The organism is Actinoallomurus sp. NPDC052274 (genome assembly GCF_040679475.1).
Classification (GTDB): domain Bacteria; phylum Actinomycetota; class Actinomycetes; order Streptosporangiales; family Streptosporangiaceae; genus Actinoallomurus; species Actinoallomurus liliacearum.
Genome location: NZ_JBFAUT010000003.1, coordinates 237,497 through 261,780, shown reverse-complemented (window position 1 = coordinate 261,780; position 24,284 = coordinate 237,497). Strand labels below are relative to the sequence as shown.

Genomic DNA, 24,284 nt, shown 5'->3' with positions numbered 1-24,284 from the left:
CGCCGAACGACGCCGCTGTCAGCGGCGTCGCCGGTTGGTGCGGATGGCGGCGATCACGGCCAGGATGATCACGATGGCCAGGATGCTGATGCCGATGGTGGCGGCCTGGTGGCTGTAGTGCGGGAAGTAGGGCGTGACGGCCGCGAGCGCGAACGCCGCCGTCGGGATGCTCATGACTTCATCGTCACGCCGCCTGTGTATAGGCAGGGTTATCGCTGGGCTAACGATGTATGGGGCAGGTTGTCGCGCTTGCGGGCGGCGACTTACTCTTTGGGGTGTTCAAGCAGGCACCTCGTTAGGTGAGGCGTCTGTCCGGATACAGGCCGCTGACCCCACGACGTCGAGAGACGCCCAGGGTCAGGACACCTCTCCCCGGCTTAAGGGGACAGGCCAAGTGGCTTCCCTCGGTGAGGGGGATACGCCGGGCAGTGCCAAAGCTCTTACGAGACGCGGAGGGGTGCGCAGGGCGGCCTTACGGGCAGCACCCCGTCATGGATGCGGCGGCGCGTGGACGCGCGCGGCCCGGACCGTGCGGAGGTGAGGACATGTCCGGCAGTAGTCCGGGGCGAAATCAGCCCCATCGTGGCGTGTCCCGCATTCGTTCCGGTGCGCGGTAGCGCTTCCTGCCGACCGATCATCCTCGCTGGGCGAGAAGAGTGGTTGCCGCGTGCCCTTGATGGCCCCGCGAGGGGGCCATGGAGGGGGTCGTTCGTCATGATCAAGCAGGAATCGGCCGTTGCCGGTCGCCGGCTCGTCGGGTCCGGGGACCGGTGATGGGGCGCCAGGGTCTTCTCGCGGCGGTGCCGCGGGCGGTGCGGCAGCGCTACGGACAGCGCAACGGCCGCCTGACCCGGACAAGTGCGGTGCGCCAGGCGCTGATCTCACTGGCCGGGCTGGTAGGCCGGCCGGTGGTCAACCAGGCCGGCCAGCAGATCGGCCGGCTGGTCGATCTGGTCGCCCGCTGGAACGGCCGCGAGACGTATCCGGCGGTGACCGGCCTGGTCGTCCAGGTCGGCCGACGCCGGTCCTGGGTGCCGTACGAGGCCGTGGAGCGGGTGGAGCCGCAGGCCGTCACGTTGCGCAGCGCACGTCTTGACCTGCGGGAGTTCGAGGAACGCCCCGGCGAGGTCGCCTTGGCGACCCACGTACTGGACCACCAGCTCGTCGATATCGAGGGCGTACGGGTGGTGCGCCCGTCCGACCTGTACCTGACACCGGTCGAGGGCCGATTGCGGCTGGTGGGCATGGACACCGGGCTCGGCGCCCTGGCACGCCGCCTGAGCCCCGTCCGCTGGCGTAGCCGCGCCGTCCCCGAGCAGGTGATCGACTGGTCGGACGTGCAGGCGTTCGGCAGCGCGGCGGGCCGGGGCGGAGCCCGGCTGGCGGCCCCCCGCGCGGAACTGCGCCGCCTGCACCCCGCCGAGCTGGCCGATCTCCTGGAGGACCTGGGCCGCACCGAGCGCCGGGAACTGCTCGATCTGGTCGGCCCGGACAACGCCGCCGACGCCCTGGAGGAGATGCGCCCCGACCAGTTGGAGGAACTGCTGACCGAGGCCGACCCCGGCCAGGCCGCCGGGTTGGTGGCCCGGATGGAGCCCGACGAGGCCGCCGAGGCCCTCCGTGACCTGGACGCCGAGCGGCGCTCGCACCTGCTCGACCGGCTCCCCGCGCAGACCAGGTCGGCGGTGCGCGAGTTGCTCGCCCGGCAGGAGGACTGCGCGGGCGGGTTGATGACCACCACGATGATCCGGGTGCGGCCCGAGCAGACCGTCGCGCAGGTCCGGGACATGCTGGCGGCCGAAGGCGTGCACATCGCCGACATCGACGCCGTCGCGGTGGTCGACGAGAAGGGGCGTCTGCTGGACGATGTCACGCTCGGCGAGCTGCTGCTCGCCGAGCCGGGCGGCACCCTGGGAGGGCTGGTCGGCCCGCCCTGGCCGATCACCGTCCGGCCCGAGGCGAGCCCGGCAGAGGTCGCGACCCGGCTCGCCGAATCACGCCGCCTGTCGGTGCTGGTCGTCGATGACGAGGAACGCCCCCTCGGGCGGATCCTGGCCGACGACGTGGTCGACATGCTGCTGCCCGAACGGGGCCGGTTCCACTTCCCGCGGGTGCTGTCATGACCGCCCGGCACACCTCACCCCCCGCGACCGGTCCCGGTCTCCAGGCGCCTTCCGGTACCGGCCGGGCCACTCCGGCGCGAGCGGACCCGCGCCGCAGGAACCCGCGGCGGATGCTGATCACGGCACTGGCGTTCGCCGGGCCCGGGCTGATCGCCGCCAACGCCGGCAACGACGCCGGCGGAATCGCCACCTACGCCTCGGCCGGCGCCCAGTTCGGCTACCGCACCCTGTTCGTCATGCTGCTGGTCACGGTCGGCCTCGTGGTCGTGCAGGAGATGTGCGCCCGGCTCGGCGCCCACACCGGCGAGGGACTGGGCTCACTGATCCGCGAACAGTTCTCCATCCGGGTCACCGCGTTCGCGCTCCTGGCGTTCCTCGTCGCCAACCTCGGCCTGGTCGTCTCCGAGTTCGCCGGCATCGCCGCCGCCCTGGACCTGGTCGGGGTCAGCCGGTACGTCTCGGTCCCGATCGCCGCCGTCGTGATCTGGGCCCTGGTGGTCTTCGGCTCCTACCGCTACGCCGAACGGCTGTTCCTGATCCTGTCGCTGGCGTTCCTGTCCTACCCGATCGCCGCCGCCCTGGCCCATCCCCAAGTCGGAAAGGCCGTGAGCCAGACGATCTGGCCGCACCTGCTCGGCACCAAGGCCTTCCTGCTGCTGACGGTCGCCCTGATCGGCACCACCATCACCCCGTACATGCAGTTCTACGTCGCCGGAGCCGTCGCCGACAAAGGCATCGGCCCCGCCGACTACCGGGCCGAACGCATCGACACCGTCGGTGGCGCGATCTTCGCCGACCTGATCAGCATGTTCATCATCATCGCGACCGCCGCCGCCATCCACACCCGCGCCCCGCTGGACACCGCCGCCCAGGCCGCACACGCGCTGGCGCCGGTCGCCGGCCGCTTCGCCGAACAGCTGTTCGCCCTCGGCCTGCTCGGCGCCTCCGCGCTGGCCGCCGCCGTCGTCCCACTGTCCACCGCCTACGCCATCAGCGAGGCCGCCGGGGTCGAACGCAGCGTCGGCCGCCGATTCCGCGAGGCACCGCTGTTCCTCGGCCTGTTCACCGCGCAGATATTCATCGGCGCCGCCATCTCCCTCATCCCCGCGAACCTCATCCACCTGCTCATCAACGCCCAGCTCCTGAACGGCATCATCACCCCGATCCTGCTCACCTACGTCCTGATCCTCGCGGGCCGCAAGCGGCTGCTCGGAGACGCCGCCAACGGACCCGTCTACCGCCTCGTCGCCACCATCTGCGTCGGTGTCGTGGCGATCATGGCGGCGGCCGCACTGATCATCACCGTGCTCGGCTGGTTCGGCATCGGATGACCCTCCGGGGGTCCGCAGCACATCCGCACCCCCTGGACGCGTGACGTAGGACACACAGAGTCCGTGCCGTCGGCGGACGATTACTGGCTGGCTGTACAGTCAACATCCTTCCTACGAGAAGAGCCGCGCATGGCCGCGCGTGACTGGGCCGTCAAGAAGGCCGCGTCGAAGATCCTTGGCCCCGACGAGAGACTCGTCGCCAGCTGCATGGCGAACCTGCCGGGCACCCTGAAGCGTGAGGGCTACTACGCCGCCCTGCAGAACGTCGTCGGCATCCGTTTCGTCGACGTCGCCGCCGACGGCGGGCTGCCCCCGAAGATGAACGTCGCGGTGACCGACCGAAGGCTCCTGCTGTTCGAGCAGTCGATGCTCGGCCGCGCGAAGGACCTGGTCGCCGAGATCCCCATCGCGCAGATCGCGGGGGCCCGGGTCACCGAGTCCGGCCGCGCCCAGGTGACGGTCAAGGTCCACAACTTCGTGCTCACCTTCGCCGGCGGCACGGATCTCGCACTCGAGTCGGCGGACAAGGGCGGCGTCACCAACCTGGTCGGCGCGATCAACGGACGGGTACGGCACTGACCGGCGCACCGTGCGGCGACAGGCGGGACAATGGTGTGTCCGTCATCGATGTCCGGGGGTCCGCTTGTCGCCACGTTCGGCCCACGCCAACCAGGAGCTGCGCGAGCAGTCCCGCCGCCGGATCCTGGACGCGGCCCTGACGTTGTTCGCCGAACGCGGGTACGAAGGCGCCACGATCTCCCAGATCGCCGAGCGCGCGGGGGTGGCCCGGGGACTCGTGTCGTACTACTTCCCGGCCAAGGACGAGCTGCTCCACGAGCTGCTGGGCCAGGCCCTCGAGGGACTCCTCGCGGGAACCGAACCGGTCGACGGAGAGGTCACGGCGGACCAGCGGCTCGCCGGCGTGATCGACCGCACCCTGACGATGGCGCGGGACACGCTCGAGATCCAACGGCTCGTGCTCTGCCTGATGCTCCAGCCCGCGACCCGCGAGATCTTCATCAAGGTGGAGTCGACGAAGGCCGACGTCATCGATCGGTTCGAAGACCGCCTCCGGCAGATCTTCGCCGACCGCGGGGCTGCGGACCCGGCCCTCGAAGAGGTCATGTTCCGCAGCGTCCTGGAAGGCGTGATCTTCAAGATGGCGGTCTACCCGCGGACGTACCCGTTCGCCGCGGTCCGCCACCGGCTGTTCACGATGTACGGACTGTCGGCCGGCGACCCGACGGACGAGCCGGTCGGCCGCCTCCGCGCCCACTGAAACCCCACGGTCGATTCGGTCCGATGCCCGCCGCGCGTTCCGATGAGTTTCGCGCGGCCGGGCGGTCAGCAAAGGTCGTACCCTCCACCTCACCGAGAGGACCATCGGCATGGCGACCTTCGTTCTGATTCCCGGCGGCGGGTGCGACTCGTCGTACTGGCGGCCGCTCGTGGCCGAGTTGCGCGAGCGCGGTCACGAGGCCGTGCGTGTGGACCTGCCCTGCGAGGACGACGCGGCGGGGCTCGCCGAGTACGCCGACGCCGTGGTCGAGCAGATCGGCGACCGCACCGACCTGATCGTGGTGGCGCACTCGCTCGGCGGCTTCACCGGCCCGCTCGTCTGCGAGCGCGTACGGGCCGATCTCCTCGTGATGCTCACGGCGATGACCCCCTCCCCCGGCGAGGCTCCCGGCGAATGGTGGGCCGCGACCGGACACGACCAGGCGATGCGCGAGGCGGCCGGACACCACGGGCCTCCGGAAGAGGACCACGGCTTCGACCCGATCTTCTACCACGACGTCCCCGCGGAATTGGTCGCCGAGGTGGAGAAGCACCCCCGCGGCCAGTCCGGCACCCCGATGAAGGAGCCCTGGCCGCTGCCCGCTTGGCCGCGCGTACCGACGAAATTCCTGCTGTGCCGCGGCGACCGCCTGTTTCCGGCCGAGTTCATGCGCCGGGTCGTACGAGAGCGCCTCGGCATCGTTCCCGACGAGATCGACGGCGGCCACATGGTCATGCTCAGCCGCCCCGCCGAACTGGCCGACCGCCTGGTCGCCTACGCGCGCCACACCCGGCACGAAGCCGGCGCCCCGAGGACCACCTCGCCGAGTCCGTGAACATGCTGCATTGGTGAGGACCTACGGCCTTCCGCCGGAATCGGGCGAATGGCAAAATCGAGACTCGGCAACGGCATCCTGGCGGACGGCGGCGCTCAGTCGACCGACCGCCGATGGCCTGGGCGCATCGGGCGACCACCCTGCTGGATCAGCGGCGCGCGAAACGCTCGGTGAAGCGGAGCCAGAGACGCGATAAACCAGGACAAAGTGCGGCCGACCGGGGGGGCTTCACCGAGCATTCGGTACGGCCCATCGAGGACCGACGGCACTCGACCCGACCACGGCTTCGCCTAATCCGCCCCTTGGGGGTAGAGCCGAAGGCGATGGCGTGTCACTCTGAGGAAGAATAGGCTAAAAGCCATCAAAAATGCCAATGTATCGTTACCTCGGAGATCTTCTATAAGATTTGTCTTTGTGCTATGATTGGGAAATGGCGTTGTAAGTTCGGCGTCGTGATTGACAACGGACGACCCAGCCGAACAGCGCTCATGGCCGCGGCGGCGCGCGCGGCCCACCTCATCGTCGACTCCCCTCCCGTGATCTTCGCCGACACCGTCGCGTACTCCCTCCTGGGCGACCAGGCCGAGGAGCTCGTCGGCTACCACCGCACGAAGGGCGCGCACCCCATCCTGGCCGGTGTACTGGCGACGGCCACCGTGCGGAGCCGCTACACGGAGGAGCGTCTCGCCGAGGCCGTGCGCCGAGGCGTCACCCAGTACGTCATCCTCGGCGCGGGCCTCGACTCCTACGCCTACCGCGCCGATCCGGCGGACGGGGTCCGGGTGTTCGAGGTCGACCACCCCGCCACGCAGCGGTGGAAGCGCCGCCTCCTGGCGGAGGCGGGCGTCGCGATCCCGGACACGGTGACGTACGCGCCGATCGACTTCGAGACCGAGTCGCTGTCCGAGGTCCTGGTCCGGGAGGGGCTCGACGCCTCCCGGCCCGCGTTCGTGAACTGGCTCGGCGTGACCATGTACCTCACCCCCGAGGCCATCGGGGACACCCTCGCCGCGGTCGGCCGGCTCGCCCCGGGCAGCGAGATCGTCCTCGACTACACCCTCGTCCCCGAGCTGCGCGACGCCGCGGCCCAGATGTACGCCGACGCCGTGTCGTCGATGTCCGCCGAGCAGGGCGAGCCCTGGCTCAGCGTCTTCCGCCCCGAGGAGATGTCCGCGCTGCTCGAGGAGCGCGGGTTCGGCCTGATCGAGCACTCCCGGCACCGCGAGGCCGTCGACGCCGCCCTGTGGGAGCGGACCGATCCGCTGCTGCCGTCGAACCTGTCCGGCCTGGCCCACGCGACCGTGCTGGCACGGAGCCCGCAACCGGCGCGCTGAGCCCGATTGATCACCCGCCTGCGAGGATGGTGCGGTGCGTGCACAGCCCATCTCACCGTCCCTCCTGGTGGAACGGCTCGCCGACCGGATCGCCGCCCTCTCCGGCACGTCCTGGACGCGGGTCGCGATCGACGGTGCGCCACCCACCCGGGCGGGGGACCTCGCGGACGCGCTCGTCGATCCCCTCCGGCTGCGCGGCCGCGACGTCCTCCGGGTGTCGGCCGGGGACTTCCTCCGGCCGGCGTCGCTCCGTTTCGAGTACGGCCGGGAGGACCCGGACGCGTTCTACACGGACTGGCTCGACGAGGGCGGCCTGGTCCGCGAGGTGCTCGGGCCGCTGGAGCCGGGCGGCTCCGGCCGGGTCCTGCCCGCCCTCTGGGACAGCGCGATCGACCGCGCCACCCGCGCCTCGTACGTGACCCTGGCACCGGGCGGCGTGCTCGTGCTCGACGGCGCCCTCCTCCTCGGCCGGGGGCTGCCCTTCGACCACACGGTGCACCTGTCGATGTCCCGTGGGGCGCTGACCCGCCGGACCGACCCGGACGAGACGTGGGCCCTGCCCGCCTACGCGCGGTACGAGGACGAGGCCCAGCCGACCCTGGCCGCCGACGTCGTCGTCCGCGTCGACGACCCCCGACACCCGGCCCTCGTAGAACACCCTTGACACCGAGGCCCGACTCTCGGGGGAAGATACCGAACACCTCGGGAAAGAATTCTTCGCGGCGCTCGGCAGTCAATTGACGACCTCGCCGTAATCCCGCTTCGTTCTGCTTACTCTGCCTGCAATGACCAGCGAAAACGTCAGGAAGGCAGAAGATGCGAACTCCCCCGAGCCCCATTCTGATCACCCTCGGACGTCTCGTACGGCGTTACCGCGACGCGGCGAGCATTCTTCAGGCCGACCTCGCCAAAAGGCTCGGTTATTCGGATGGATGGCTGAGCAACGTCGAGACCGGCCAGCTCCGTCCTCGCCGCGAACACATCACCGCCATCGAGCAGGCCCTCACCCTCCCGCCCGGCGTCCTGATGGAGGTCTACGACCTCCTGGAAGGAGAGAGCCTGCCGGTGTGGATGCGCGACTGGCTCGGCGAGGAACGCCGCTCGTCGGCCCTCCGGGCGTTCGAGTTGGCCCTGGTACCCGGCCTGCTGCAGACGCCCGACTACGCCCGTTCGGTCCTCGACGGCGACGAGGCCGCCCTCACCGCGCGCATCGAACGGCAGGCCATTCTCAAAAGCGAAAATCCACCTACACTCAGGTGTGTACTCGACGAAACGGTCCTCACTCGCGGCTTCGGCGATGCGAAGGTGGCAAAAAAGGTGGGGGCAGCCTCGACAAAGTCGCGCCAGCGCAGTACTGCCGAATGTGTTGGGTGCGGTGAGCGAGACAGGAAGGTATACGAGAGGAACCGGCTTCGTTACACCTCTTCATCCTCCACCAGCTCAAACTCGGTAGATATGGGCTGGGTAGCGGTGCGCACCTACCCTCATATTGCGGGTGGGGAACTCCGGGCAAGGTCTCCATCGTCTGGGTTCGGAGGCCACGGCGAATTGTCTACGGTAGTAGCCGTGGCGATGCCGCAGGGGTATAGCCGGGTGCCTAACCTGTCGACCGGGTAACGGTGAACGTGGGAACCGTCCGTACTCACTCCCCGACGATTTGCCCTCCACGCAGGTTGCCGGGGATAGGCTCGACGTCTGCCGAAAGAGCACGGATGGGGCGGAGCCGCCGTAGCACTCCGAGCGCGAGAGATTCGCGCACATGGGGAAGGGCGGCAGCGTGTCAGATCAATGAGGGAGAGCATGTCCGGAGAAGCGTCGATGAAGATCGGCGCCGTCGTTTGGCCGGATCCCGATTCGGCCAGGGTGGCGGTACGGAAGATGCAGACCAAATTGCATCGTTGGTCGGGAGGCGATTCCTCCCACCGGTTCGATGACCTGTTCAACCTTATCTACGACCCGGCTTTCCTGGTGCACACATGGAAACGCGTGTCCACCAATAAAGGAGCCAAGACACCGGGGGTCGACAAGGTCACTGCGGCCATGATCGAAAACCGGGTCGGGGTCGGGGCTTTCCTGCAGCAGATCCGGGACTCGCTGAGATCAAAGGAGTTCCGGCCGGCCGAGGTTAGGCAGGTGATGATCCCGAAAGCGAACGGAAAGCTCCGGAAGCTAGGGATCCCCACCATCACCGACCGGGTGGTGCAGGCAAGCCTGAAGCTGGTGCTCGAACCCATCTTCGAGGCGGATTTTAAGCCGTGCTCGTATGGGTTCCGCCCAAACCGGCGTGCACACGATGCGATCGCCGAGATCCATCACTTCACCTCCGGACGCTCGAATTACCAGTGGGTGTTCGAGGCGGACATAAAAGCCTGCTTCGATGAAATATCGCGCGTGGCTCTGATGGACCGCCTTCGGGTAAGGGTCAAGGATAAGCATGTGTGTGCCCTGGTGAAAGCGTTCCTGAGATCCGGAATACTCAATGAGCTCGGAGAACGGGAAGACACTCATAGCGGGACTCCGCAGGGTGGAATGCTGTCCCCGCTGCTGGCAAACATCGCACTGTCGGTTCTGGATGACCATTTCGACCGGCAATGGAAAGAAAAGATGGGGACCGCCTACCAGCGTTCCAAGCGTAGAAAGAACGGCCACGGCACCTGGAGACTCGTCCGCTATGCGGACGACTTCGTCATCATGGTGTCAGGCCAACGGCATCATGCCGAAGCGCTGCGCGAGGAAGTAGTGGCGGTCTTGGCCCCCTTGGGCCTGAGGTTGGCACCGGAGAAGACTCGCGTAGTCCATATCGATGAGGGCTTTGACTTCCTCGGCTACACCATCCGCAGAATGCGGAAAAGTTTGAACAGCGTCTTGGCGGGGTGGGCGAACTATTTCCGGCATGGAGTGTCCAAGGCGACCTTCGCGGCGATCGACTCTCACACCTGGAGTCGAGTTATGCGCTGGATACGCCGCAAGTATGCAGGAAAACACCGTCTTGGAATGCCGGAAATGCGCCGTCGCTTCTGCGATAAAGGATGGCGCTTTGCTCACAAGGGCGTCGCTCTAACTGGCGCATCCCGCGTCAGCGTGGAACGCTACCGCTATCGTGGTAGCAGTATACCGACTCCCTGGGACCGAACAGCCGCCACGATAAACGGCTGACAGCGGGAAAGGCACGCGGAGAGCCCGGTGCGGTGAGAAGCGCACGCCGGGTTCGGGAGGGGGCCCCGGGAAACGGACTGTCGGTAACGACGGCACCGCGCCCGCGGTCCTACCTCACACCTGAACCACACCGAATGGCGCAAGTCCCAGCACAGTGGCACCAACAGCGGAAACTGCGTCGAGGTCTGCGTCGCGGAGAAGGCGGAGTAGTCCCCTGGAGCTGTCCGTCGCCGGTCTCAGGCGGCGGACGGGGCCGGGCGGGCTGAGGGCATGCGGCTGCGGAGCAGGATGCCCGCTCGGGTGGTGACCACCAGGGCCAGCGTGAAGAACAGGATCGAGTCCGCGAAGGCCGCGACGCTGATGTGGTTGTCGATCAGGAATCGGCCCAGGTCGCGGGCGAACCAGTGCTGGCATCCGTAGATGAAGAGCTGGCGCAGCACCGTGATCGCGGTCCAGAAGGCCACGTACGCCCAGCCGGCGTCGTACCAGCCCTGGCCTGACTCGTCCACGCTGACCCGCAGCATCGCGCACGCCAGCGCGCCCAGCACGATCCCGCCCCCGATGGAGGCGGCCTCCAGTGCCAGGCCGTCACCGGCGGTGTCGAACTTCGGCAGGAAGAACGGCACGATTACCGCGGTGAACAGCAGCGGCCGCAGAACGGCGAACACCGTGACCCTGTTGTGGCCCCAATCCTTGATCAGGACTGCGGCGAAGATCACCAGGTTGACGATCGTGATGGCGGACAACGAAGACTCCCACTCTGCCGGGCGTGGAGGCCAACCGTAGGAAGAGACCCAGGTGGAGGTCGTCCGTCTCACGGGTGGAGATCCGGTTGTAGGAGTGGATGGGCGTGGCGCGGTAGTCTGCTCCGCCGCTGGTGGAAGGGAAGTGGCCGGATGTCGATCCGGTTGAGGGGGCAGTGGCCCGCGCGTACCGCGATGCTGGCCGGGCTCGCGTTCATGATCTGGGGCGAGACCGCGCACAAGGGGGCGGCCGGGCTGCACGGCGCCAATCTGCGGATCTCCGTCGCCCTGGCCGTGTCGTCCGCCGCCTGGCTCGGCTGGGCGGTGCTCGGACCGCGTGGGCACTCCCCCGCGCTGCGTGCGGCGATCGCCGCGACGGGGCTGGCGGGGAGCGTGCTGCTCGTCCTGCACCCGCAGCCCGCGGTGTACTGGTTCACGTTCTGGGCCTGCGTCGATGCCGCCACCGTGTTCCCCCGGCGCGAGGGCGTCGCGCTGGCCGGCGGTTGCTGCGGCGTGCTCGTGACCGGGTACGCCCTGGGGCGCGGCGACGCGCTGGCGACGTTCGCCGCCGTCACCTTCGTCGCCTACCTCGTGGGCCGCAACCGCCGGCTCCACGTCGACCGGGCCGAGCACGCCCGGCTCCTGGCCGAGCAGACCCGGCAGGCCGGAGAGGAGCGGGCGCGGGCCGCCGTCCTCGCCGAACGCGGCCGCATCGCACGGGAACTGCACGACGTCCTCGGCCACTCGCTCAGTGCCCTGGCGCTCCGGCTGGAGGCCGCCGACGCGGTTCTGGAGCTCACCGGCGACCGGGAGGAGGCCCGGCGGCACGTCGGTCGCGCCCGGGCGCTGGCCCGGGCCGGTCAGGAGGAGGCGATCGCCGCCGTCCGTACGCTGCGGGAGGGCGAGGTCGAACTCCAGGAGATGATCAACGGTCTCGTCGCGGCGTTCCGTCAGGACACGGGCGCGTCGGTGCGGTGCGACCTGACGGGGACCGCGCGCCCGCTTCCGGCGGAGTCGGCCCTCGCCGTCTATCGCGCCGTACAGGAGGTCACCAATGCCGGCAAGCACGCCCCCGGGGCCGACGTCGAGGTCCGCGTCGACTACACGAGCGACGAACTGGCCGTCGAGGTGACCAACGGTCCGGGGCGGGTTCCGGCCGCCACCGCGCCGGGCGGCGGCTACGGCCTCACCGCGATGCGGGAACGGGTCCGGCTGGTGGGCGGCACGGTGACCAGCGGGTCGACCGAAGCGGGATGGCGGGTACGCGCCCGGATCGGCCTGTGAACGAGTCCGTCATCCGCGTCGTCGTCGCCGACGACCAGACCGCCGTCCGGGAGGGGCTGGTCGCCCTGCTCGACCTGCTGCCGGACATCGAGGTGGTCGCCGAGGCCGAGGACGGCCACGCGGCGATCGCGGCGGTCGCCGCGCACCGGCCCGACGTCGTACTCATGGATCTGCGGATGCCCGGCCTCGGCGGCGACGGCGCCACGGAGCGGATCGTCGCGGATCATCCGCAGGTCGCCGTCGTCATCCTCACCTCGTACGCCGACGACGAGTCGGTTCTCGCCGCGCTCGCCGCCGGGGCCCGCGGGTTCCTGACGAAGAACGCGGGACGCCAGGAGATCCGGCAGGCCGTCACGGCCGCCGCCGCGGGCCTGGCCTCGGTGGATCCGGCCGTACAGGCACGGCTGGTGGCCGCCGCGCGACTCGGCCGGGTGCCCGACCGCACGCGCCTCCCGGACGGCCTGACCGTCCGGGAGGCGGAGGTGCTCACGCTGATCGGCGCGGGACTGTCGAACGGGGAGATCGCCGCGCGGCTGCACGTCGAGATGGTGACGGTGAAGTCGCACATCAACCGGGCCTTCGCCAAGGCGGGGATCACGAATCGGAGCCAGGTCGCCGACTACGCCGCCCGGCACGGCCTGACCCGCTGACCTCGCCCGCGCGACGCCTCATCGCCGGCCGATGTCGTCAGTGAACCCCCGGAGCCGGTCACGGCCGGGCCTATGCCCTGATTCCGGAACCGCCGCCGACGACGATGTTCTCGCCGGTCACGAAGCCGGCCGCGTCAGAGGCGAGGAAGGCCACGACTTCGGCGACCTCCTCGCCGGTCCCGAACCTGCCGAGGGGGATCTGGGCGGTCATGGCCTTGGCGACCTCTTCCAGCGCCTCGGGCGGGAGTCCGCCCTTGGCCCAGATCGGCGTCTCGATCGGGCCGGGGCTGACGGCGTTGACCCGGATCCGCCGGGGCGCCAGCTCAAGGGCAAGGGACGGCACGAGGGACAGGAGGGCTCCCTTGGAGGCGGCGGAGACGGAGCCGCCGACGATGCCTCTCGTGGCTCCGATCCCGATGGTGAAGATGATGGACCCCCCGTCGTTGAGCAGGGGCAGGGCCTTCTGCAGGGTGAAGAACTGGCCCTTGACGTTGACGTCGAACAGGTCGTCGTACGTCGCCTCGTCGAAGGCCTCGACCGGCCCGCCCCGAACGATCCCGGCGTTGAGGAACAGCACGTCGAGGCTGCCGAAGCGCTCCCGGACCTCGTCGACGACCCGGTCGGTGTCGGCGAGCGACCGGGCGTCGGCACGCAGCACGACGATCTGGTCCGGCAGTGACCTCTCGGCGGCGGCGAGGGTGTCGGGGTTCTGCCCGGTGACCACCACCTGATATCCGCGTCGATGCAGCAGTTCGGCGGTGGCCTTGCCGATTCCGCTGGTTCCGCCGGTGATCAGGGCTGTGGGCGCGGGCATGGTGCACTCCATTCGGGACAACGGTCAGGGGGCGGCCCGATACGGCACCGTGCCGGTGCCCGGCCGCCGACTCCACCTTCGGGCCACGGAGCGCGCCGGGTCGAATGAATGTTTCGCATCCGGCAATACGACTTGCGTATCACCCCATGTCACGACCTACGAGGGCTACGATCCCGGTATGCCCGACTCGCCACCGCCTCCGGTCAACCTCGATCTGCGGCTGGTGCAGTGCTTCACCGTCCTGGCCGAGCACCGGCACTTCGGTCGCGCCGCCGCGGCGCTCCACACCACCCAGCCGTCCCTGAGCCGGCAGATCCACCGTCTCGAACAGCAACTCGGCGTCCGGCTGCTCGATCGCACCCCGCGCGGCACCGAACTCACCGAGGCCGGGGAGACCTTCCTCCCGCTCGCGAGGGCGCTGCTGCGCTCCGCCACGCAGGCGATGGCGCGCACCCGGGCCGCCGCCCGGCCGACCCGGATCACCATCGGCTACACCACGAACCTCATCGTCACCTCCGCCGTGCGCGAGCTGCGCCATCGGCACCCGGACGCCGAGGTCCGGACCGTGCATCTGGGCTGGAACGAACCGCGTGACGCGCTGCTCGACCACCGCGCGGACGCGGTCGTGACACGGCTGCCGTTCCGGACCGGCGGGCTGCGGGTCACGGTCCTCTACGACGAGCCCCGAGTCCTCGTCGTGCCTGTCGACCACCACCTGGCCGGCAAGGAGTCCGTCACCCTCGACGACATCGCCGACGAGCCCCTGCCCCGGGTGTCCGACCCGGACTGGAACGCCTTCTGGCGCATCGATCCCCGGCCCGGCGGAGGCCCGGCACCCGGCGGTCCCCTCATCGACGACGTCGAGGACAAGGCCGAACTGGTCGCCGCCGGACAGGCCGTCGCGATCATCCCGGACGGGGAGCACATCGGCCGCCTGCGCCCCGACCTGACCACGATCCCCCTGGAGGGCGTCGAGCCCAGCCAGGTCGTGCTGGCCACCCGCGCCGACGACCGCAACCGCCTCGTGGCGGCCTTCCGGAAGATCGCCGAGGCCCACCTCCGGGGCACTCGATGAATACGCCCGACCTGCGGGTATGGGAAGGCGGGCGGGCGAATAGGAGGGCACCATGGCGAAAGAGAAGAAGAAACTGCACAAGGGCGACCAGGTCTCCTGGCGCAGCCACGGTGGCGAGGCCCACGGCGAGGTCGAGCGCGAGATCACCGAGCGGACCGAGGCGGCCGGCCGGACGGTCGCCGCGTCGCCGGACGAGCCGCAGTACGAGGTTCGCAGCGACAAATCCGGAGGCCGGGCCGTGCACAAGCCCGAGGCCCTGAAGAAGAAAGAGGACTGAACCCGTGGCGGGCGAGGACGACATGCCGACACCGTGATCGTCCCGGGCTGGGCCGACGTCGACGTGGACCCGCCCGCCGACCTGGTCGACGCGGTGCGCGCGGCCCATGAGGCCGGCGCACGCGTGGCCTTCCTCTGCACGGGCGCGTTCGTGCTGGCCGCCGCCGGCCTGCTGGACGGCAGGCGCGCGACCACGCACTGGACGCACACCGAGATTCTGGCCGCCCGCCATCCCCGGGTGGAGGTGGACCCGGACGTCCTGTACGTGGACAACGGCAGCGTGCTCACCTCCGCCGGCAAGGCGGCGGCCATGGACCTGTGCCTGCACCTCGTCCGCCTCGACCACGGCTCCTCGATCGCCAACGTGGTCGCCCGCCGCCTGGTCGTGCCGCCGCACCGGGACAGGGGTCAGGCCCAGTTCGGCGACGTCCGGGTGCGGCCACGGTGCGACGGCCGGGCCTGCTTGATCATCTGACGTTCTTGATCATCTGACGTTCACGCCGCAGCCGACCGTCCTTGACGCGGGCTTGAGCTCGGACCGTTTTACTCGCCTGCGCTTCCTCACGATCGGGAGATGGGCGATGACGCAGGACCTGGGACGGCGAACCTTCCTGACGGCGACCGGCGCGATGGCGACGATGGCCGCGATCGGCGGGCAACCACGAGTTCGACAAGTCACCGGCGTTCCTCACCGCCCACATGGAGCGCGGCGTCCCGTTCCCCGAGGTCGGGTGGGACGACGAGTTCGTCGACTCGACCGGCCGCCGGTTCCGCGGCGCGAAGTTCCGCTACTACAGCGCCAATGTCGTATGGTCCGCGACCGGCCGGACGGTCGTCCCGCCGTACAACATCGAGTGGGTCGACGCCGGCGGCGGGCGCCGCCTGCCGATCGGGTTCATCCACCTGACGGCGTTCGGCACCGAGACCATGCCGGCCTCGTTCCAGCCCGCGCTGCGGACCCTCGACGAGGTCGAGACCGTCAACCGGTACGCCGCCCTGCTGAAGAGGCGGGGCGTCAACGCGATCATCCTCAGCATGCACGACGGGGCGGTCGCGGGCAGCGACTTCAACAGCGGCAGCGACCCCTCCGGCCCGGCGTACGACCTGGCCCGCCAGGTCTCCCCGGACGTCGACGCGATCGTCACCGGCCACTGGCACTGCCGGTTCAACATGATGGTCCCCGACCCGAACGGCGTGCCGCGCCCGTTCGTCGAGGCCGGCTACAACGGCCAGCTCATCAACGAGATCAACCTGCGGCTCGACCGCCGTACGGGCAAGGTCGTCCGCGAGCTGACCGTGTCCACGAACCACGCGAACACCCAGGACGTCACGCCGGACCCGGAGCTGCAGGAGGTCGCCGACTACTGGCTCGACTTCGCCACCAAGCGGGGCCAGACCGCGATCGGCCGGGTGACCGCGCCGTTCACGCGGACCCGGAACGCCGCCGGCGAGAGCACGATGGGCGACCTGGCCGCCGACTGGGCGTACTGGTCGGGACGGCAGCCGATCGACCCGACCAACGACGGCAACGCGTATCTGAACGTGCCCGCCGACCTGGCCCTCATCGCCATCGCCCCGCGCGTCGGCCAGGGCGTCGTCGGCGGCGACCTGGTCTCGACCGCGTCCGACGGCGCCGTCACGCTGGCCCAGGCGTTCAAGGCCGTCGGGTACGGCGACCCGGTCGTCACCGCGACCGTGACGGGGCAGCAGATCCACGACGCCCTGGAACAGCAGTGGACGACGGGCGCGGACGGCAAGATCGTGTTCGCGCCGTTCGCGGTCTCCCGCAACGTCCGGTACACCTACGACGCGAGCGGGCCCGTCGGCGACCGGGTCGACCCGGCCGACGTGCTCATCGACGGGAAGCCCCTCGACGTCACCCGAAAGTACCGGCTCGCGACGATGGCCTACACCTTCGTCCAGGGCGACGGGTACCCGGCGCTCGCGACGTTCGACCGGCCGGTCCGGCACCCCCGGGACTTCGAGAACTTCGTGAAGTACGTCCGCGCCCAGAAGGTGCTTACCCCGGCCCCGCTCGAGCGGGTCTCGGCCAAGAACGCGGCCTTCGCCCCGCGCGCCGTCGAGGTCCCGGCCCCATCCGACGAGCCACGCACCGGCAACAATCTCAGCTACGGCTCATTCCACATCCCCTGCTGAGGCGATATGCGAATGGCGGGATGAAGCGGCCGATGGCCCCGTCATCCCGCCATTGAAATGGTCACGCAGGTGGGATTCGAACCCACGACCTCTGGCTTATGAGACCAGCGGGGACGACCGAGCTCCCCTACTGCGCTGCGTGCGTGACGTGCCGCTCCAGGGATTCGAACCCCGAACCTTCCGGTCCTGAACCGGACGCCTCTGCCGTTGGGCCAGAGCGGCGCGGAAATCTTTCCGTCGTCTTCAGTGTGAAGAAGTCCGGCTGTCGCGGCAACGCATTTTCCGGCCAGCTCCGACGGTACGGCGTGTGCACAATCCTCGGTGAAGCGAACCTCCAGCGGGCGGTTCGGGGCGATATGGACGCTTCCCCACTCGCCTTCACCGAGCATTTCGGTCGCCGCCTGCAGCGAGCGCGCGGCCACACGCCCGCCCCGGAGGGCGTACGAGAAACCTGAAGCAGGCTTGACCTGCGCCGACTTGCGATCTTTCGAACACCAGTTCGAAGATGGTCTCATGCACGACGCCCGGCCACTCGACCACTACCCGTCCGGCTCCCACCGGATCGAGGCCCGCGACGCCTGGGTCTGGATCCGCCACAAGGGAGCCTGGCGTAAGGGTGCGATCCACTGCTGGTACGTCCACGGCGACACCTGGATGGCCTGGATGCAGCACGAGGATCCCACCCCCGACATCCCGTGGTCGGCGTGGGGGCTCTACCTGTACGACGGAGTCACGATCCGCCGGCGCCACACCCCGGCCGCCACCGCCCGCATCGAGATCCCTGCGGGCCCCGACGCCTCGGACCACATCACCGCCCGCCTCCGCGACACCGGCTACCGCGTCGAGCCCTGGCACCGCCCCGCGCGCGGCGACAGGACCCTGCTCATCGGATGAGGCCTCCTGGCGCGGCTTCGCCGATGGATCAGTCGAAGAGCTCGTCCGCCGAACCCGCCACAGCGGCCAGTCGGACCCACTCCTGCAACTGCGCGAGGTCGGTGCACTCCTCGATCCGAAGACGCTGCTCGTCGGTGAGCGTGATCCCCCGTGCGTCCAAGACGGCAAAAAGCGCCTTGACCTCACCACGGGCCTCACCCTCGGCGAAGTATTTCTTGGCGAAGCTGCTCTGGTACTCGTTTTTCAGCGATCAACAGGGCCTCCAGGTAACTGCGTGCATGCTCGGTCTGTAGCGCCGCGAGCGGCCTGACCATCCTTGAATTCAGGAACGGGAAAATTCAGCACGTCACCGAGCAGATCCGCCGCCAATTGCGGGCGGTCGCGAAACAGGAGCGCCACTGCTTCATGTTCTGTGGTCGGCATGCGGGAAACATTATCGACGATCGACTAGATGCGTACGAGATTTTGATGCTTGACCAGCGCATATAGTGGTCATTTCCGGCTAACGAGGCATTATTTTTATCCTCCCTACAGCGACACGGCCTATCCCGTTTAGGAAGCGAGAGAGGGGTACACCCGCGACATGCCGAACGATCCGGCTGGAAGGGTGCAGGACGGCGTGCGGGCGTGGGGGAGGCCGGGATGCCGCTGTTGATCGGTACGTCCGGGTGGCAGTACAAGCACTGGCGTGACGTCCTCTATCCGACCGGGATGCCGCAGCGCGTCTGGCTGGAGCGGTACACCGAGTGCTTCGACACGGTGGAGAACAACAACGCCTTCTACCGGCTGCCCAGCCGTGAGGTCTTCGCCGGGTGGCGGGAGCGGACGCCGCCGGGGTTTGTGATGGCGGTCAAGGCCAGCCGCTACCTCACTCACATCAAGCGCCTCAAGGATCCGGAAGAACCGGTGGACCGGCTGATGAACGCCGCGGGCGGCCTGGGCGACAAGCTCGGCCCGGTCCTCGTCCAGCTACCGCCGACCCTCCAGGTCGACGTCGAACGACTGACACGGACCCTGCGGCGTTTCCCGGCGGGCGTACGGGTCGCGCTCGAGCCCCGGCACCCGTCCTGGTGGACCGACGAGGTGCGCGAACTGTTGATCCGGCACGGAGCCGCGCTGTGCTGGGCAGACCGGCTCGGCCGGCCGCTGACGCCGCTGTGGCGGACCACCGACTGGGGCTATCTCCGGTTCCACGAGGGCGCGGCGACGCCCTGGCCGGAGTACGGCGACCAGGCGCTGCGCTCCTGGGTGCGGCGCCTCGCCGAGACCTGGGACGACGAACAGGACGTGTACGTCTACTTCAACAATGATCCCGGCGGCGCGGCCGTACGGGACGCCGGGCGGTTCGCCGAGTTCGCCCGCGCGGCCGGCCGCGGCGTGACCCGCACGCCCGCGCTGGCCGCGCGCTGACGAGCCCGTCTCACCGCCACGCCCACCCGGCGGTGACGGCGCGCCTCACCAGGTGACGGGCAGCGCGGACACGCCGCCGGTGAGGCGGTCGACGCGCCACGGCAGCCGGTCGAGCGGCACCGCCAGGCGCAGTTCCGGGAACCGCTGGAACAGCGAGCCGAAGACGGCCCGCAGTTCGACGCGGGCCAGGTTCGCGCCCAGGCAGTACCGGATGGCGTAGCCGAATCCGAGGTGGGGCTGCGGGTCCCGGCCGATGTCGAAGCGTTCGGCGTCGGCGAAGACGGTCTCGTCCCGGTTGGCGGCCGCGGTCATGATGACGCAGAGCTCGCCCGCCCTGATCCGCACGCCGTCGACCTCGACGTCCTCGCGGGCGTACCGGGCGAGGCCGTGGTCGTTCGGCACGGCGACGCGCATGATCTCCTCGACCGTCGCGGAGACCCGCCCCGGATCATCTCGCAGCGCCGCGGCCTGCGCGGGGTCGGCCAGCAGGAGAAGGACTCCGTGGTCGATGCGGTTGACCGTCGTCTCGTGCCCGGCGAACAGCAGCCCGCCCGCCATGGTCGCGATCTCGTCGGCGGGCAGGTCGGCCCGGGCCAGGTCGGAGTAGACGTCCTCCCCCGGGTCGTTCCGCTTGGCCATGACGATCCCGTGGGAGTACTCCTCCATGGCCGTACGGGCGGCGGCGGACCGATCCGGGTCGGTGAGGTCGGTCATCTCCTCGGCGAGCGCCCGGAAGTGGTCGCGGTCGGCGAGGGGGACGCCGAGGAGCTCGCAGATCACCTGGATGGGCAGCGGCACCGACAGCGACGCGTGCAGGTCGAGCGGTGGGCCCTGCTCCTCCATCCGGTCGAGCAAGCCGTCGACCAGCTCCTGGACGTGCCCGGACAGCGCCTGCATCCGGCGCGCGGAGAACGCCGGCGCGAGCAGCCGGCGCATGCGGTCGTGCACGTCCTTCTCGGTGGCGAACTCCCCCGTCGGACCGCCGGTGAGGGCGGAGTTGGAGAGCCGGGCGGCGTTGTCGGGGTCGGGGTGGGAGCGGCCGAAGCGCTCGTCGGCGAAGATCGCTCTGGCCTGTTCGTACCCGGTGACGAGCCAGGCCTCGTCGCCGGTCCGGGTGCGGATCCGGGCGATCGGCTCCTCGGCGCGCAACGTGGCGTACGTCGTGGAGATCCCCAGCGCGTCGGTGCGCTCGAACGGCAGTCGCGGCAGGTCGGCCATGAGGCGAACGTCCTCTCCCCGAGAGTTCGGTCAACCTCCACGCTTTCACCCGTCATATCACTCGTCAATGCGCGCGAAGTGGGAAAAGCCGGTCTTGTCGGCCGCGGCCGTGCCCTCGCTGGTCAAGACGTCCACGCGGGATCGCGGCCGGCGAGGCCGAGCGCCCGGTCGAGCGGCGGAGCCGTCTCTGGAACCGGCACCTCCGGGCCCATCGCACCGTACCGCCGGGCCATCTCCGCCATCGCGGACACCTGGCCGAACAGCGCCCGCGCGAGTTCGTCATCGAGCGGGACCTTCTGGCCGGTCGCCGCGGCGAGGTCCCAGGCGTGCAGCAGGACCTCCGCGAACAGCATCCCGCCGACCACCGGAGCGGGCATCGTCATCGCGGGGAAGAGCGCGGTCTCGCCCTCCCAGGCCGCCGGCTCGGACCAGGCCGCGGCGGCCGCCCGCACGCGCACGGCGTACCGGCCGGCCCAGTCGGGTCCGGCGGTGAAGTCGTCGCCCTCCGCCGGGGACTCCGGGGGCGGCGCCTTGCGCGCGGCCGCCTCGAAACGGAACCCCGTCCAGTAGATCAGGTGGTTCAGCAGGGCCCGGACGTCGTACTCGGTGCAGGGGGTCGGCAGGCTCAACCCGCCGGGGTCGATCCCCTGGACGACCGCGATCGGCACTTCCGCGGCGCGCGTCATGAGCGGACGCAGTTCCATCGATGTCTCCTTGTGACGTCTCCGTGAGTCGCCTGGTGGCAGAACCTCGGACCGTAGGACGGGCGGGGGCCGCCGGTCTTGAAGGAATGCGACACTGAGCCACATGTCCGACGCCGCTCCCGACGGCCCGCGGGCCGTCCTGAGCCCCGCGGCGGCGCAGGAGCGCTTCCAGGTCGCCCACCGGGCGCCGGCGGCGGATCTCGCCTGGCTCGCCGACTATTACTGGATCCTGCACTGGGACCTCGGCGAAGGCGGATCCCACCGGCATCAGGTCCTTACCCATCCGGCGGTGCACATGACCTTCCTCAGCGACGGGCAGGCCCGGGTGGTCGGCGTCGTGCGCGGCGTGTTCGCCGAGACCATCGAAGGTCGCGGCCGGGTGATCGGCGTACGCTTCCGGCCCGGTGGCCTCCGGCCCTTCCTCGACGCGCCGATGTCCACGATCACCGACCGGCGGGTCCCGGTCGAGGAGATCTTCGGCCGGCGGGCCCGCGCCGTCGCCGACACGATCATCGCCACGCCGGACCCCGGAGACGCGATCCTCCTGGTGGAGGACCTCCTCCGTTCCGGCGCGCCGGGGAGACCGGACCCGCTGGTCCTCGAGGTGTCCGCCATCGTGGACCGGATCGCCGCCGACCCGGCGCTGAGCAGGGTGGACCGGCTGGCGGCCGCGGTCGGGGTCGGGACGCGCCGCCTCCAGCGACTGTTCGCCGACTACGTGGGGGTGGGTCCCAAGTGGGTGATCCGCCGGTGTCGGATGCAGGACGCCGCGGACCGCGCCGCCGGCGGCACGGACATCGACTGGGCGGCCCTGGCCGCAGATCTGGGCTACGCCGACCAGGCGCATTTCATCCGGGACTTCTCCGCCACGATCGGCATGCCTCCAGCGAGGTACGCGCGGGCGTACGCGCGGTGATCCCGGCCGGGCCCACTGTTGAGCGTCGGCTTTTTGTCAGTGCCCTACGGCGACCTTCGAGTTCGGCTATCCGCCGGGGAGTCGGTCCGTCGGCGTGCACTTCGAACCGTGGGGGCCGGCGCCGTTCCTGCCGATGCCCGCGGCCGAGCTGTGTGACCGGCCGGTGACGGTGGAGCAGATTTGGGGCCGGCCCGCCATCGCTGAGCTGCGAGACCGGCTGGCCACGGCGGCCGAGCCGCACGAGATGCTGACGCTGCTTGAGGAGGAGCTGATGCGACGGCTGCGCGAAACCGCCGGCCTGAGGCTGGTCCGCCATACGAGCAGCGTCATCGCGGCGACCAGCGGGGCGGTGGCGATCGGCGACCTGAGCGTGACGGCCGGTGTCAGCAGCACTTATCTGGCGCAGCGGTTCAAGGAGCTCATCGGCGTCACGCCGAAGCGGCCGGCCCGCACCCCCGCTAACCGTTCCCCTCAGCCCTGCTGCACCGCGTACTGCGCGATGCCATTGCCCAACGACCAGTTCTCCGGCAGTACTTCCACAAGATTGATGAACACGTCTTCGGGGCGCACGCCGGGGTCCGCCTGCAAGAGTTCGACGATGCGCAGGTAGAGCGCCCGCTTCTGGGCGAGGCCGCGCGTGTTGTTGGCGGTGATCCGGATGATGACCACCTCGTCGCTCCGTTCGACGCCGTAGTAGGTGGGGCTGACGCTGAAGGTGCTGCTGTCGTGCTCGGTGATCGTCATGAAGCGGTCGTCTTCCGGCACGTCGAAGGTCTCACGCATGGCGCGGTAGACGCCCTCGAAGAGGGCTTGGTGGTACTCGGCGGACTTGCCTCGCCGCAACGACACCTGGACCAAGGGCATGGCCTGACTCCGTTCCTCGGGACAGTTCGGAGCGTAGCCATCACTTGATCATTCAAAAAAGTCATCTTACGGTATTTCAGTCATTAAATATTTCAATGATCGGTCTGACGATGAAGATGCTCGCCCTGGACGCTGTGCAGGCCTTCGTGCTGACCGCCGAGATGAAGAGCTTCACGCGCGCGGCGGAGGCGATGGACTCCACGCAGTCCGCCGTGAGCCTGAAGATCAAGCGGCTGGAGGACGCCTTGGGCCGCCGCTTGCTGGACCGTACGCCCCGCCTGGTCCGCCTGTCGCAAGACGGCGCCGCCTTCCTCGGGCCCGCACGTGAACTGCTGGCCGCCCACGCGGGCGCGCTGGGCTCGTTCGGCGTCCAGCGGCAACGCCTATCGATCGGCATAAGCCACCATGTCGTCGGCGCCGAACTGCCCCACCTCCTGCGCCAGATAGGGCGAGCAGAGCCAGACCTGACGCTGGAGGTGAGCATCGCCAGCTCATGGGAGCTCCTTGACCTGCTCGACAGCGGTGCGCTGGACGCGGCCATCGTGCTGCGCCACGAGGGCCGCCGCACCGACGGTGAAGTCCTGATGGAGGAGTCCTTCGGCTGGATGGCCTCATCGGACTTCGAACACCGCTCCGGCGAGCCTCTGCGCCTCGCCCTGCAGGCCGAGTCATGCCATGTGCACCAGATGGCGGTGACCGCGCTGAACGAAGCGGGCATCGCCTGGCAAGAGGTGTTCGTGGGCGGCGGCATCGCGACCATCGGTGCGGCCGCGGCAGCAGGCTTGGCCGTAGCGGCGCTCAGCCCGCGCGTGGCCCCACCCGGCACCATGGACATGGGCGAATCACTTGGCCTCCCCCCGCTGCCCACCCGCAGCGTCGTCCTGCAATCGCGCCCGTCCGAGCCGGCCGCTCGCAGGGCGCTGCGCACCTTCGCCTCCGCCCTGCGCGCCACAGCGGGACACTGACCGCCACCACCGCGAGGTTGTGGGGATCAGGTCCTGCCCAATGCCGCGCCGCCGGTCCGGTGGTCTTTCAGGGCGTCGATGTGCGGAAGCAGGCGACGCCACGGATCGCGGTAGGAGAGGGGCGGGCGGTGAGCCGAAACAATCGCCTCCTGTGGGCCGGCGCCCTTGGATTTCCTGCCCGGCCCCCAGGCCCCGGCAGCACCGGACCTGAACTCTGGGGCGCGGCCGGGGCCTTCCGGCACGAGAGCACATCACT

27 protein-coding genes, 2 tRNA genes, 1 pseudogene and 1 riboswitch are annotated in these 24,284 nt (G+C 69.6%); of the genes and pseudogenes, 20 read left to right on the top strand and 10 right to left on the bottom strand.

What is annotated here, in order from left to right; all coding sequences use genetic code 11:
• Positions 1 to 18: 18 nt before the first annotated feature.
• A complete protein-coding gene (locus AB0K82_RS04695; RefSeq protein ID WP_364392706.1) occupies positions 19 to 174 on the bottom strand; it encodes a hypothetical protein in 156 nt (51 codons plus the stop codon).
• A 110-nt stretch (positions 175 to 284) separates the two neighbouring features.
• Positions 285 to 459: riboswitch (M-box (ykoK) riboswitch) on the top strand.
• 314 nt (positions 460 to 773) lie between these two features.
• Between AB0K82_RS04695 and AB0K82_RS04690 the strand changes: the two genes are divergently transcribed.
• From AB0K82_RS04690 to AB0K82_RS04645, 10 genes are all read left to right on the top strand, one after another.
• Positions 774 to 2,123, top strand: coding sequence for a CBS domain-containing protein (locus AB0K82_RS04690; protein WP_364392704.1), 1,350 nt, complete (start codon positions 774 to 776; stop codon positions 2,121 to 2,123).
• A 110-nt stretch (positions 2,124 to 2,233) separates the two neighbouring features.
• On the top strand, positions 2,234 to 3,454 hold the full coding sequence (locus AB0K82_RS04685) for a divalent metal cation transporter (RefSeq protein WP_364392702.1): 1,221 nt from the start codon (positions 2,234 to 2,236) through the stop codon (positions 3,452 to 3,454).
• Between the two features lie 129 nt (positions 3,455 to 3,583).
• The gene (locus AB0K82_RS04680; protein ID WP_364392700.1) at positions 3,584 to 4,033 is read left to right on the top strand and encodes a hypothetical protein; all 450 of its coding nucleotides are present in this window, start codon (positions 3,584 to 3,586) and stop codon (positions 4,031 to 4,033) included.
• A 64-nt stretch (positions 4,034 to 4,097) separates the two neighbouring features.
• A complete protein-coding gene (locus AB0K82_RS04675; RefSeq protein WP_364392698.1) occupies positions 4,098 to 4,733 on the top strand; it encodes a helix-turn-helix domain-containing protein in 636 nt (211 codons plus the stop codon).
• A 109-nt stretch (positions 4,734 to 4,842) separates the two neighbouring features.
• Entirely contained in the window at positions 4,843 to 5,568 is a 726-nt protein-coding gene (locus AB0K82_RS04670) for an alpha/beta hydrolase (protein WP_364392696.1), read from the top strand.
• 452 nt (positions 5,569 to 6,020) lie between these two features.
• The gene (locus AB0K82_RS04665) at positions 6,021 to 6,902 is read left to right on the top strand and encodes an SAM-dependent methyltransferase (protein WP_364392694.1); all 882 of its coding nucleotides are present in this window, start codon (positions 6,021 to 6,023) and stop codon (positions 6,900 to 6,902) included.
• Positions 6,903 to 6,936: 34 nt separating this feature from the next.
• Positions 6,937 to 7,566, top strand: a complete 630-nt coding sequence (locus AB0K82_RS04660; RefSeq protein WP_364392692.1) for a uridine kinase — start codon at positions 6,937 to 6,939, stop codon at positions 7,564 to 7,566.
• A 152-nt stretch (positions 7,567 to 7,718) separates the two neighbouring features.
• Entirely contained in the window at positions 7,719 to 8,519 is an 801-nt protein-coding gene (locus tag AB0K82_RS04655; RefSeq protein WP_364392690.1) for a Scr1 family TA system antitoxin-like transcriptional regulator, read from the top strand.
• Positions 8,520 to 8,702: 183 nt separating this feature from the next.
• Positions 8,703 to 10,058, top strand: coding sequence for a group II intron reverse transcriptase/maturase (gene ltrA / locus AB0K82_RS04650; protein ID WP_364392688.1), 1,356 nt, complete (start codon positions 8,703 to 8,705; stop codon positions 10,056 to 10,058).
• 120 nt (positions 10,059 to 10,178) lie between these two features.
• On the top strand, positions 10,179 to 10,268 hold the full coding sequence (locus AB0K82_RS04645) for a DUF397 domain-containing protein (protein ID WP_364392733.1): 90 nt from the start codon (positions 10,179 to 10,181) through the stop codon (positions 10,266 to 10,268).
• 26 nt (positions 10,269 to 10,294) lie between these two features.
• Here AB0K82_RS04645 and AB0K82_RS04640 read toward each other — a convergent pair whose 3' ends face one another.
• The gene (locus tag AB0K82_RS04640) at positions 10,295 to 10,804 is read right to left on the bottom strand and encodes a hypothetical protein (protein ID WP_364392686.1); all 510 of its coding nucleotides are present in this window, start codon (positions 10,802 to 10,804) and stop codon (positions 10,295 to 10,297) included.
• Between the two features lie 150 nt (positions 10,805 to 10,954).
• Between AB0K82_RS04640 and AB0K82_RS04635 the strand changes: the two genes are divergently transcribed.
• Together AB0K82_RS04635 and AB0K82_RS04630 are read left to right on the top strand one after the other, a co-directional pair.
• Positions 10,955 to 12,085: a sensor histidine kinase gene (locus AB0K82_RS04635; RefSeq protein WP_364392684.1), complete on the top strand. Its 1,131-nt coding sequence runs from the start codon at positions 10,955 to 10,957 to the stop codon at positions 12,083 to 12,085.
• On the top strand, positions 12,082 to 12,735 hold the full coding sequence (locus AB0K82_RS04630; protein WP_364392682.1) for a response regulator transcription factor: 654 nt from the start codon (positions 12,082 to 12,084) through the stop codon (positions 12,733 to 12,735). Before AB0K82_RS04635 ends, AB0K82_RS04630 begins: the two co-directional genes overlap by 4 nt.
• 70 nt (positions 12,736 to 12,805) lie before the next feature.
• On the opposite strand, the gene AB0K82_RS04625 is transcribed toward AB0K82_RS04630, so the two are convergent.
• Positions 12,806 to 13,549, bottom strand: a complete 744-nt coding sequence (locus tag AB0K82_RS04625; protein ID WP_364392680.1) for an SDR family oxidoreductase — start codon at positions 13,547 to 13,549, stop codon at positions 12,806 to 12,808.
• A gap of 178 nt (positions 13,550 to 13,727) precedes the next feature.
• On the opposite strand from AB0K82_RS04625, the gene AB0K82_RS04620 reads away from it, so the two are divergent.
• The 4 genes and pseudogenes from AB0K82_RS04620 to AB0K82_RS04605 all read left to right on the top strand — a co-directional run bounded on the left by AB0K82_RS04620 (position 13,728) and on the right by AB0K82_RS04605 (position 17,057).
• Positions 13,728 to 14,624, top strand: a complete 897-nt coding sequence (locus AB0K82_RS04620) for a LysR family transcriptional regulator (protein WP_364392678.1) — start codon at positions 13,728 to 13,730, stop codon at positions 14,622 to 14,624.
• Positions 14,625 to 14,676: 52 nt separating this feature from the next.
• On the top strand, positions 14,677 to 14,901 hold the full coding sequence (locus tag AB0K82_RS04615) for a DUF2945 domain-containing protein (RefSeq protein ID WP_364392676.1): 225 nt from the start codon (positions 14,677 to 14,679) through the stop codon (positions 14,899 to 14,901).
• 24 nt (positions 14,902 to 14,925) lie between these two features.
• A pseudogene (locus AB0K82_RS04610) lies at positions 14,926 to 15,321 on the top strand (DJ-1/PfpI family protein); the annotation flags it as partial.
• A gap of 278 nt (positions 15,322 to 15,599) precedes the next feature.
• Entirely contained in the window at positions 15,600 to 17,057 is a 1,458-nt protein-coding gene (locus tag AB0K82_RS04605; RefSeq protein ID WP_364392674.1) for a 5'-nucleotidase C-terminal domain-containing protein, read from the top strand.
• A 58-nt stretch (positions 17,058 to 17,115) separates the two neighbouring features.
• Here AB0K82_RS04605 and AB0K82_RS04600 read toward each other — a convergent pair.
• Positions 17,116 to 17,195, bottom strand: a tRNA-Met gene (locus AB0K82_RS04600).
• An 11-nt stretch (positions 17,196 to 17,206) separates the two neighbouring features.
• Positions 17,207 to 17,279, bottom strand: a tRNA-Leu gene (locus tag AB0K82_RS04595).
• A 291-nt stretch (positions 17,280 to 17,570) separates the two neighbouring features.
• On the opposite strand from AB0K82_RS04595, the gene AB0K82_RS04590 reads away from it, so the two are divergent.
• Positions 17,571 to 17,951 (top strand): hypothetical protein, encoded by a 381-nt coding sequence (locus tag AB0K82_RS04590; RefSeq protein ID WP_364392672.1) that lies wholly within the window; start codon positions 17,571 to 17,573, stop codon positions 17,949 to 17,951.
• A gap of 28 nt (positions 17,952 to 17,979) precedes the next feature.
• Here the strand turns inward: AB0K82_RS04590 and AB0K82_RS04585 are convergent, their stop codons facing one another.
• Together AB0K82_RS04585 and AB0K82_RS04580 are read right to left on the bottom strand one after the other, a co-directional pair.
• Positions 17,980 to 18,111 carry a hypothetical protein gene (locus tag AB0K82_RS04585; RefSeq protein ID WP_364392670.1) on the bottom strand — a complete coding sequence of 44 codons (132 nt, stop codon included), beginning with the start codon at positions 18,109 to 18,111 and terminating at the stop codon, positions 17,980 to 17,982.
• Between the two features lie 83 nt (positions 18,112 to 18,194).
• Positions 18,195 to 18,374, bottom strand: coding sequence for a hypothetical protein (locus AB0K82_RS04580; RefSeq protein WP_364392669.1), 180 nt, complete (start codon positions 18,372 to 18,374; stop codon positions 18,195 to 18,197).
• Between the two features lie 219 nt (positions 18,375 to 18,593).
• Here AB0K82_RS04580 and AB0K82_RS04575 point away from each other — a divergent pair, with 219 nt between their 5' ends.
• Positions 18,594 to 19,361 (top strand): DUF72 domain-containing protein, encoded by a 768-nt coding sequence (locus AB0K82_RS04575; protein ID WP_364392667.1) that lies wholly within the window; start codon positions 18,594 to 18,596, stop codon positions 19,359 to 19,361.
• A gap of 45 nt (positions 19,362 to 19,406) precedes the next feature.
• Here AB0K82_RS04575 and AB0K82_RS04570 read toward each other — a convergent pair whose 3' ends face one another.
• Both AB0K82_RS04570 and AB0K82_RS04565 read right to left on the bottom strand, forming a co-directional pair.
• A complete protein-coding gene (locus AB0K82_RS04570; RefSeq protein ID WP_364392665.1) occupies positions 19,407 to 20,579 on the bottom strand; it encodes a cytochrome P450 in 1,173 nt (390 codons plus the stop codon).
• A 122-nt stretch (positions 20,580 to 20,701) separates the two neighbouring features.
• The gene (locus AB0K82_RS04565; RefSeq protein ID WP_364392663.1) at positions 20,702 to 21,283 is read right to left on the bottom strand and encodes a TIGR03086 family metal-binding protein; all 582 of its coding nucleotides are present in this window, start codon (positions 21,281 to 21,283) and stop codon (positions 20,702 to 20,704) included.
• A 103-nt stretch (positions 21,284 to 21,386) separates the two neighbouring features.
• On the opposite strand from AB0K82_RS04565, the gene AB0K82_RS04560 reads away from it, so the two are divergent.
• Entirely contained in the window at positions 21,387 to 22,199 is an 813-nt protein-coding gene (locus AB0K82_RS04560) for a helix-turn-helix domain-containing protein (protein ID WP_364392661.1), read from the top strand.
• A 471-nt stretch (positions 22,200 to 22,670) separates the two neighbouring features.
• Here AB0K82_RS04560 and AB0K82_RS04555 read toward each other — a convergent pair whose 3' ends face one another.
• On the bottom strand, positions 22,671 to 23,063 hold the full coding sequence (locus tag AB0K82_RS04555; RefSeq protein ID WP_364392659.1) for a tautomerase family protein: 393 nt from the start codon (positions 23,061 to 23,063) through the stop codon (positions 22,671 to 22,673).
• Positions 23,064 to 23,158: 95 nt separating this feature from the next.
• On the opposite strand from AB0K82_RS04555, the gene AB0K82_RS04550 reads away from it, so the two are divergent.
• Entirely contained in the window at positions 23,159 to 24,028 is an 870-nt protein-coding gene (locus AB0K82_RS04550) for a LysR substrate-binding domain-containing protein (protein WP_364392657.1), read from the top strand.
• Positions 24,029 to 24,284 lie beyond the last annotated feature (256 nt).

What these genes read in the sequence shown, in the direction of transcription:
- AB0K82_RS04695 (WP_364392706.1), bottom strand. Translation starts at nt 174, where the DNA reads ATGAGCATCCCGACGGCGGCGTTCGCGCTCGCGGCCGTCACGCCCTAC.
- AB0K82_RS04690 (WP_364392704.1), top strand. Translation starts at nt 774, where the DNA reads ATGGGGCGCCAGGGTCTTCTCGCGGCGGTGCCGCGGGCGGTGCGGCAG.
- AB0K82_RS04560 (WP_364392661.1), top strand. Translation starts at nt 21,387, where the DNA reads ATGTCCGACGCCGCTCCCGACGGCCCGCGGGCCGTCCTGAGCCCCGCG.
- AB0K82_RS04655 (WP_364392690.1), top strand. Translation starts at nt 7,719, where the DNA reads ATGCGAACTCCCCCGAGCCCCATTCTGATCACCCTCGGACGTCTCGTA.
- AB0K82_RS04680 (WP_364392700.1), top strand. Translation starts at nt 3,584, where the DNA reads ATGGCCGCGCGTGACTGGGCCGTCAAGAAGGCCGCGTCGAAGATCCTT.
- AB0K82_RS04635 (WP_364392684.1), top strand. Translation starts at nt 10,955, where the DNA reads ATGTCGATCCGGTTGAGGGGGCAGTGGCCCGCGCGTACCGCGATGCTG.
- AB0K82_RS04565 (WP_364392663.1), bottom strand. Translation starts at nt 21,283, where the DNA reads ATGGAACTGCGTCCGCTCATGACGCGCGCCGCGGAAGTGCCGATCGCG.
- AB0K82_RS04625 (WP_364392680.1), bottom strand. Translation starts at nt 13,549, where the DNA reads ATGCCCGCGCCCACAGCCCTGATCACCGGCGGAACCAGCGGAATCGGC.
- AB0K82_RS04570 (WP_364392665.1), bottom strand. Translation starts at nt 20,579, where the DNA reads ATGGCCGACCTGCCGCGACTGCCGTTCGAGCGCACCGACGCGCTGGGG.
- ltrA (WP_364392688.1), top strand. Translation starts at nt 8,703, where the DNA reads ATGTCCGGAGAAGCGTCGATGAAGATCGGCGCCGTCGTTTGGCCGGAT.
- AB0K82_RS04555 (WP_364392659.1), bottom strand. Translation starts at nt 23,063, where the DNA reads ATGCCCTTGGTCCAGGTGTCGTTGCGGCGAGGCAAGTCCGCCGAGTAC.
- AB0K82_RS04605 (WP_364392674.1), top strand. Translation starts at nt 15,600, where the DNA reads ATGGAGCGCGGCGTCCCGTTCCCCGAGGTCGGGTGGGACGACGAGTTC.
- AB0K82_RS04590 (WP_364392672.1), top strand. Translation starts at nt 17,571, where the DNA reads ATGCACGACGCCCGGCCACTCGACCACTACCCGTCCGGCTCCCACCGG.
- AB0K82_RS04615 (WP_364392676.1), top strand. Translation starts at nt 14,677, where the DNA reads ATGGCGAAAGAGAAGAAGAAACTGCACAAGGGCGACCAGGTCTCCTGG.
- AB0K82_RS04575 (WP_364392667.1), top strand. Translation starts at nt 18,594, where the DNA reads ATGCCGCTGTTGATCGGTACGTCCGGGTGGCAGTACAAGCACTGGCGT.
- AB0K82_RS04620 (WP_364392678.1), top strand. Translation starts at nt 13,728, where the DNA reads ATGCCCGACTCGCCACCGCCTCCGGTCAACCTCGATCTGCGGCTGGTG.
- AB0K82_RS04685 (WP_364392702.1), top strand. Translation starts at nt 2,234, where the DNA reads ATGCTGATCACGGCACTGGCGTTCGCCGGGCCCGGGCTGATCGCCGCC.
- AB0K82_RS04580 (WP_364392669.1), bottom strand. Translation starts at nt 18,374, where the DNA reads ATGCCGACCACAGAACATGAAGCAGTGGCGCTCCTGTTTCGCGACCGC.
- AB0K82_RS04670 (WP_364392696.1), top strand. Translation starts at nt 4,843, where the DNA reads ATGGCGACCTTCGTTCTGATTCCCGGCGGCGGGTGCGACTCGTCGTAC.
- AB0K82_RS04550 (WP_364392657.1), top strand. Translation starts at nt 23,159, where the DNA reads ATGATCGGTCTGACGATGAAGATGCTCGCCCTGGACGCTGTGCAGGCC.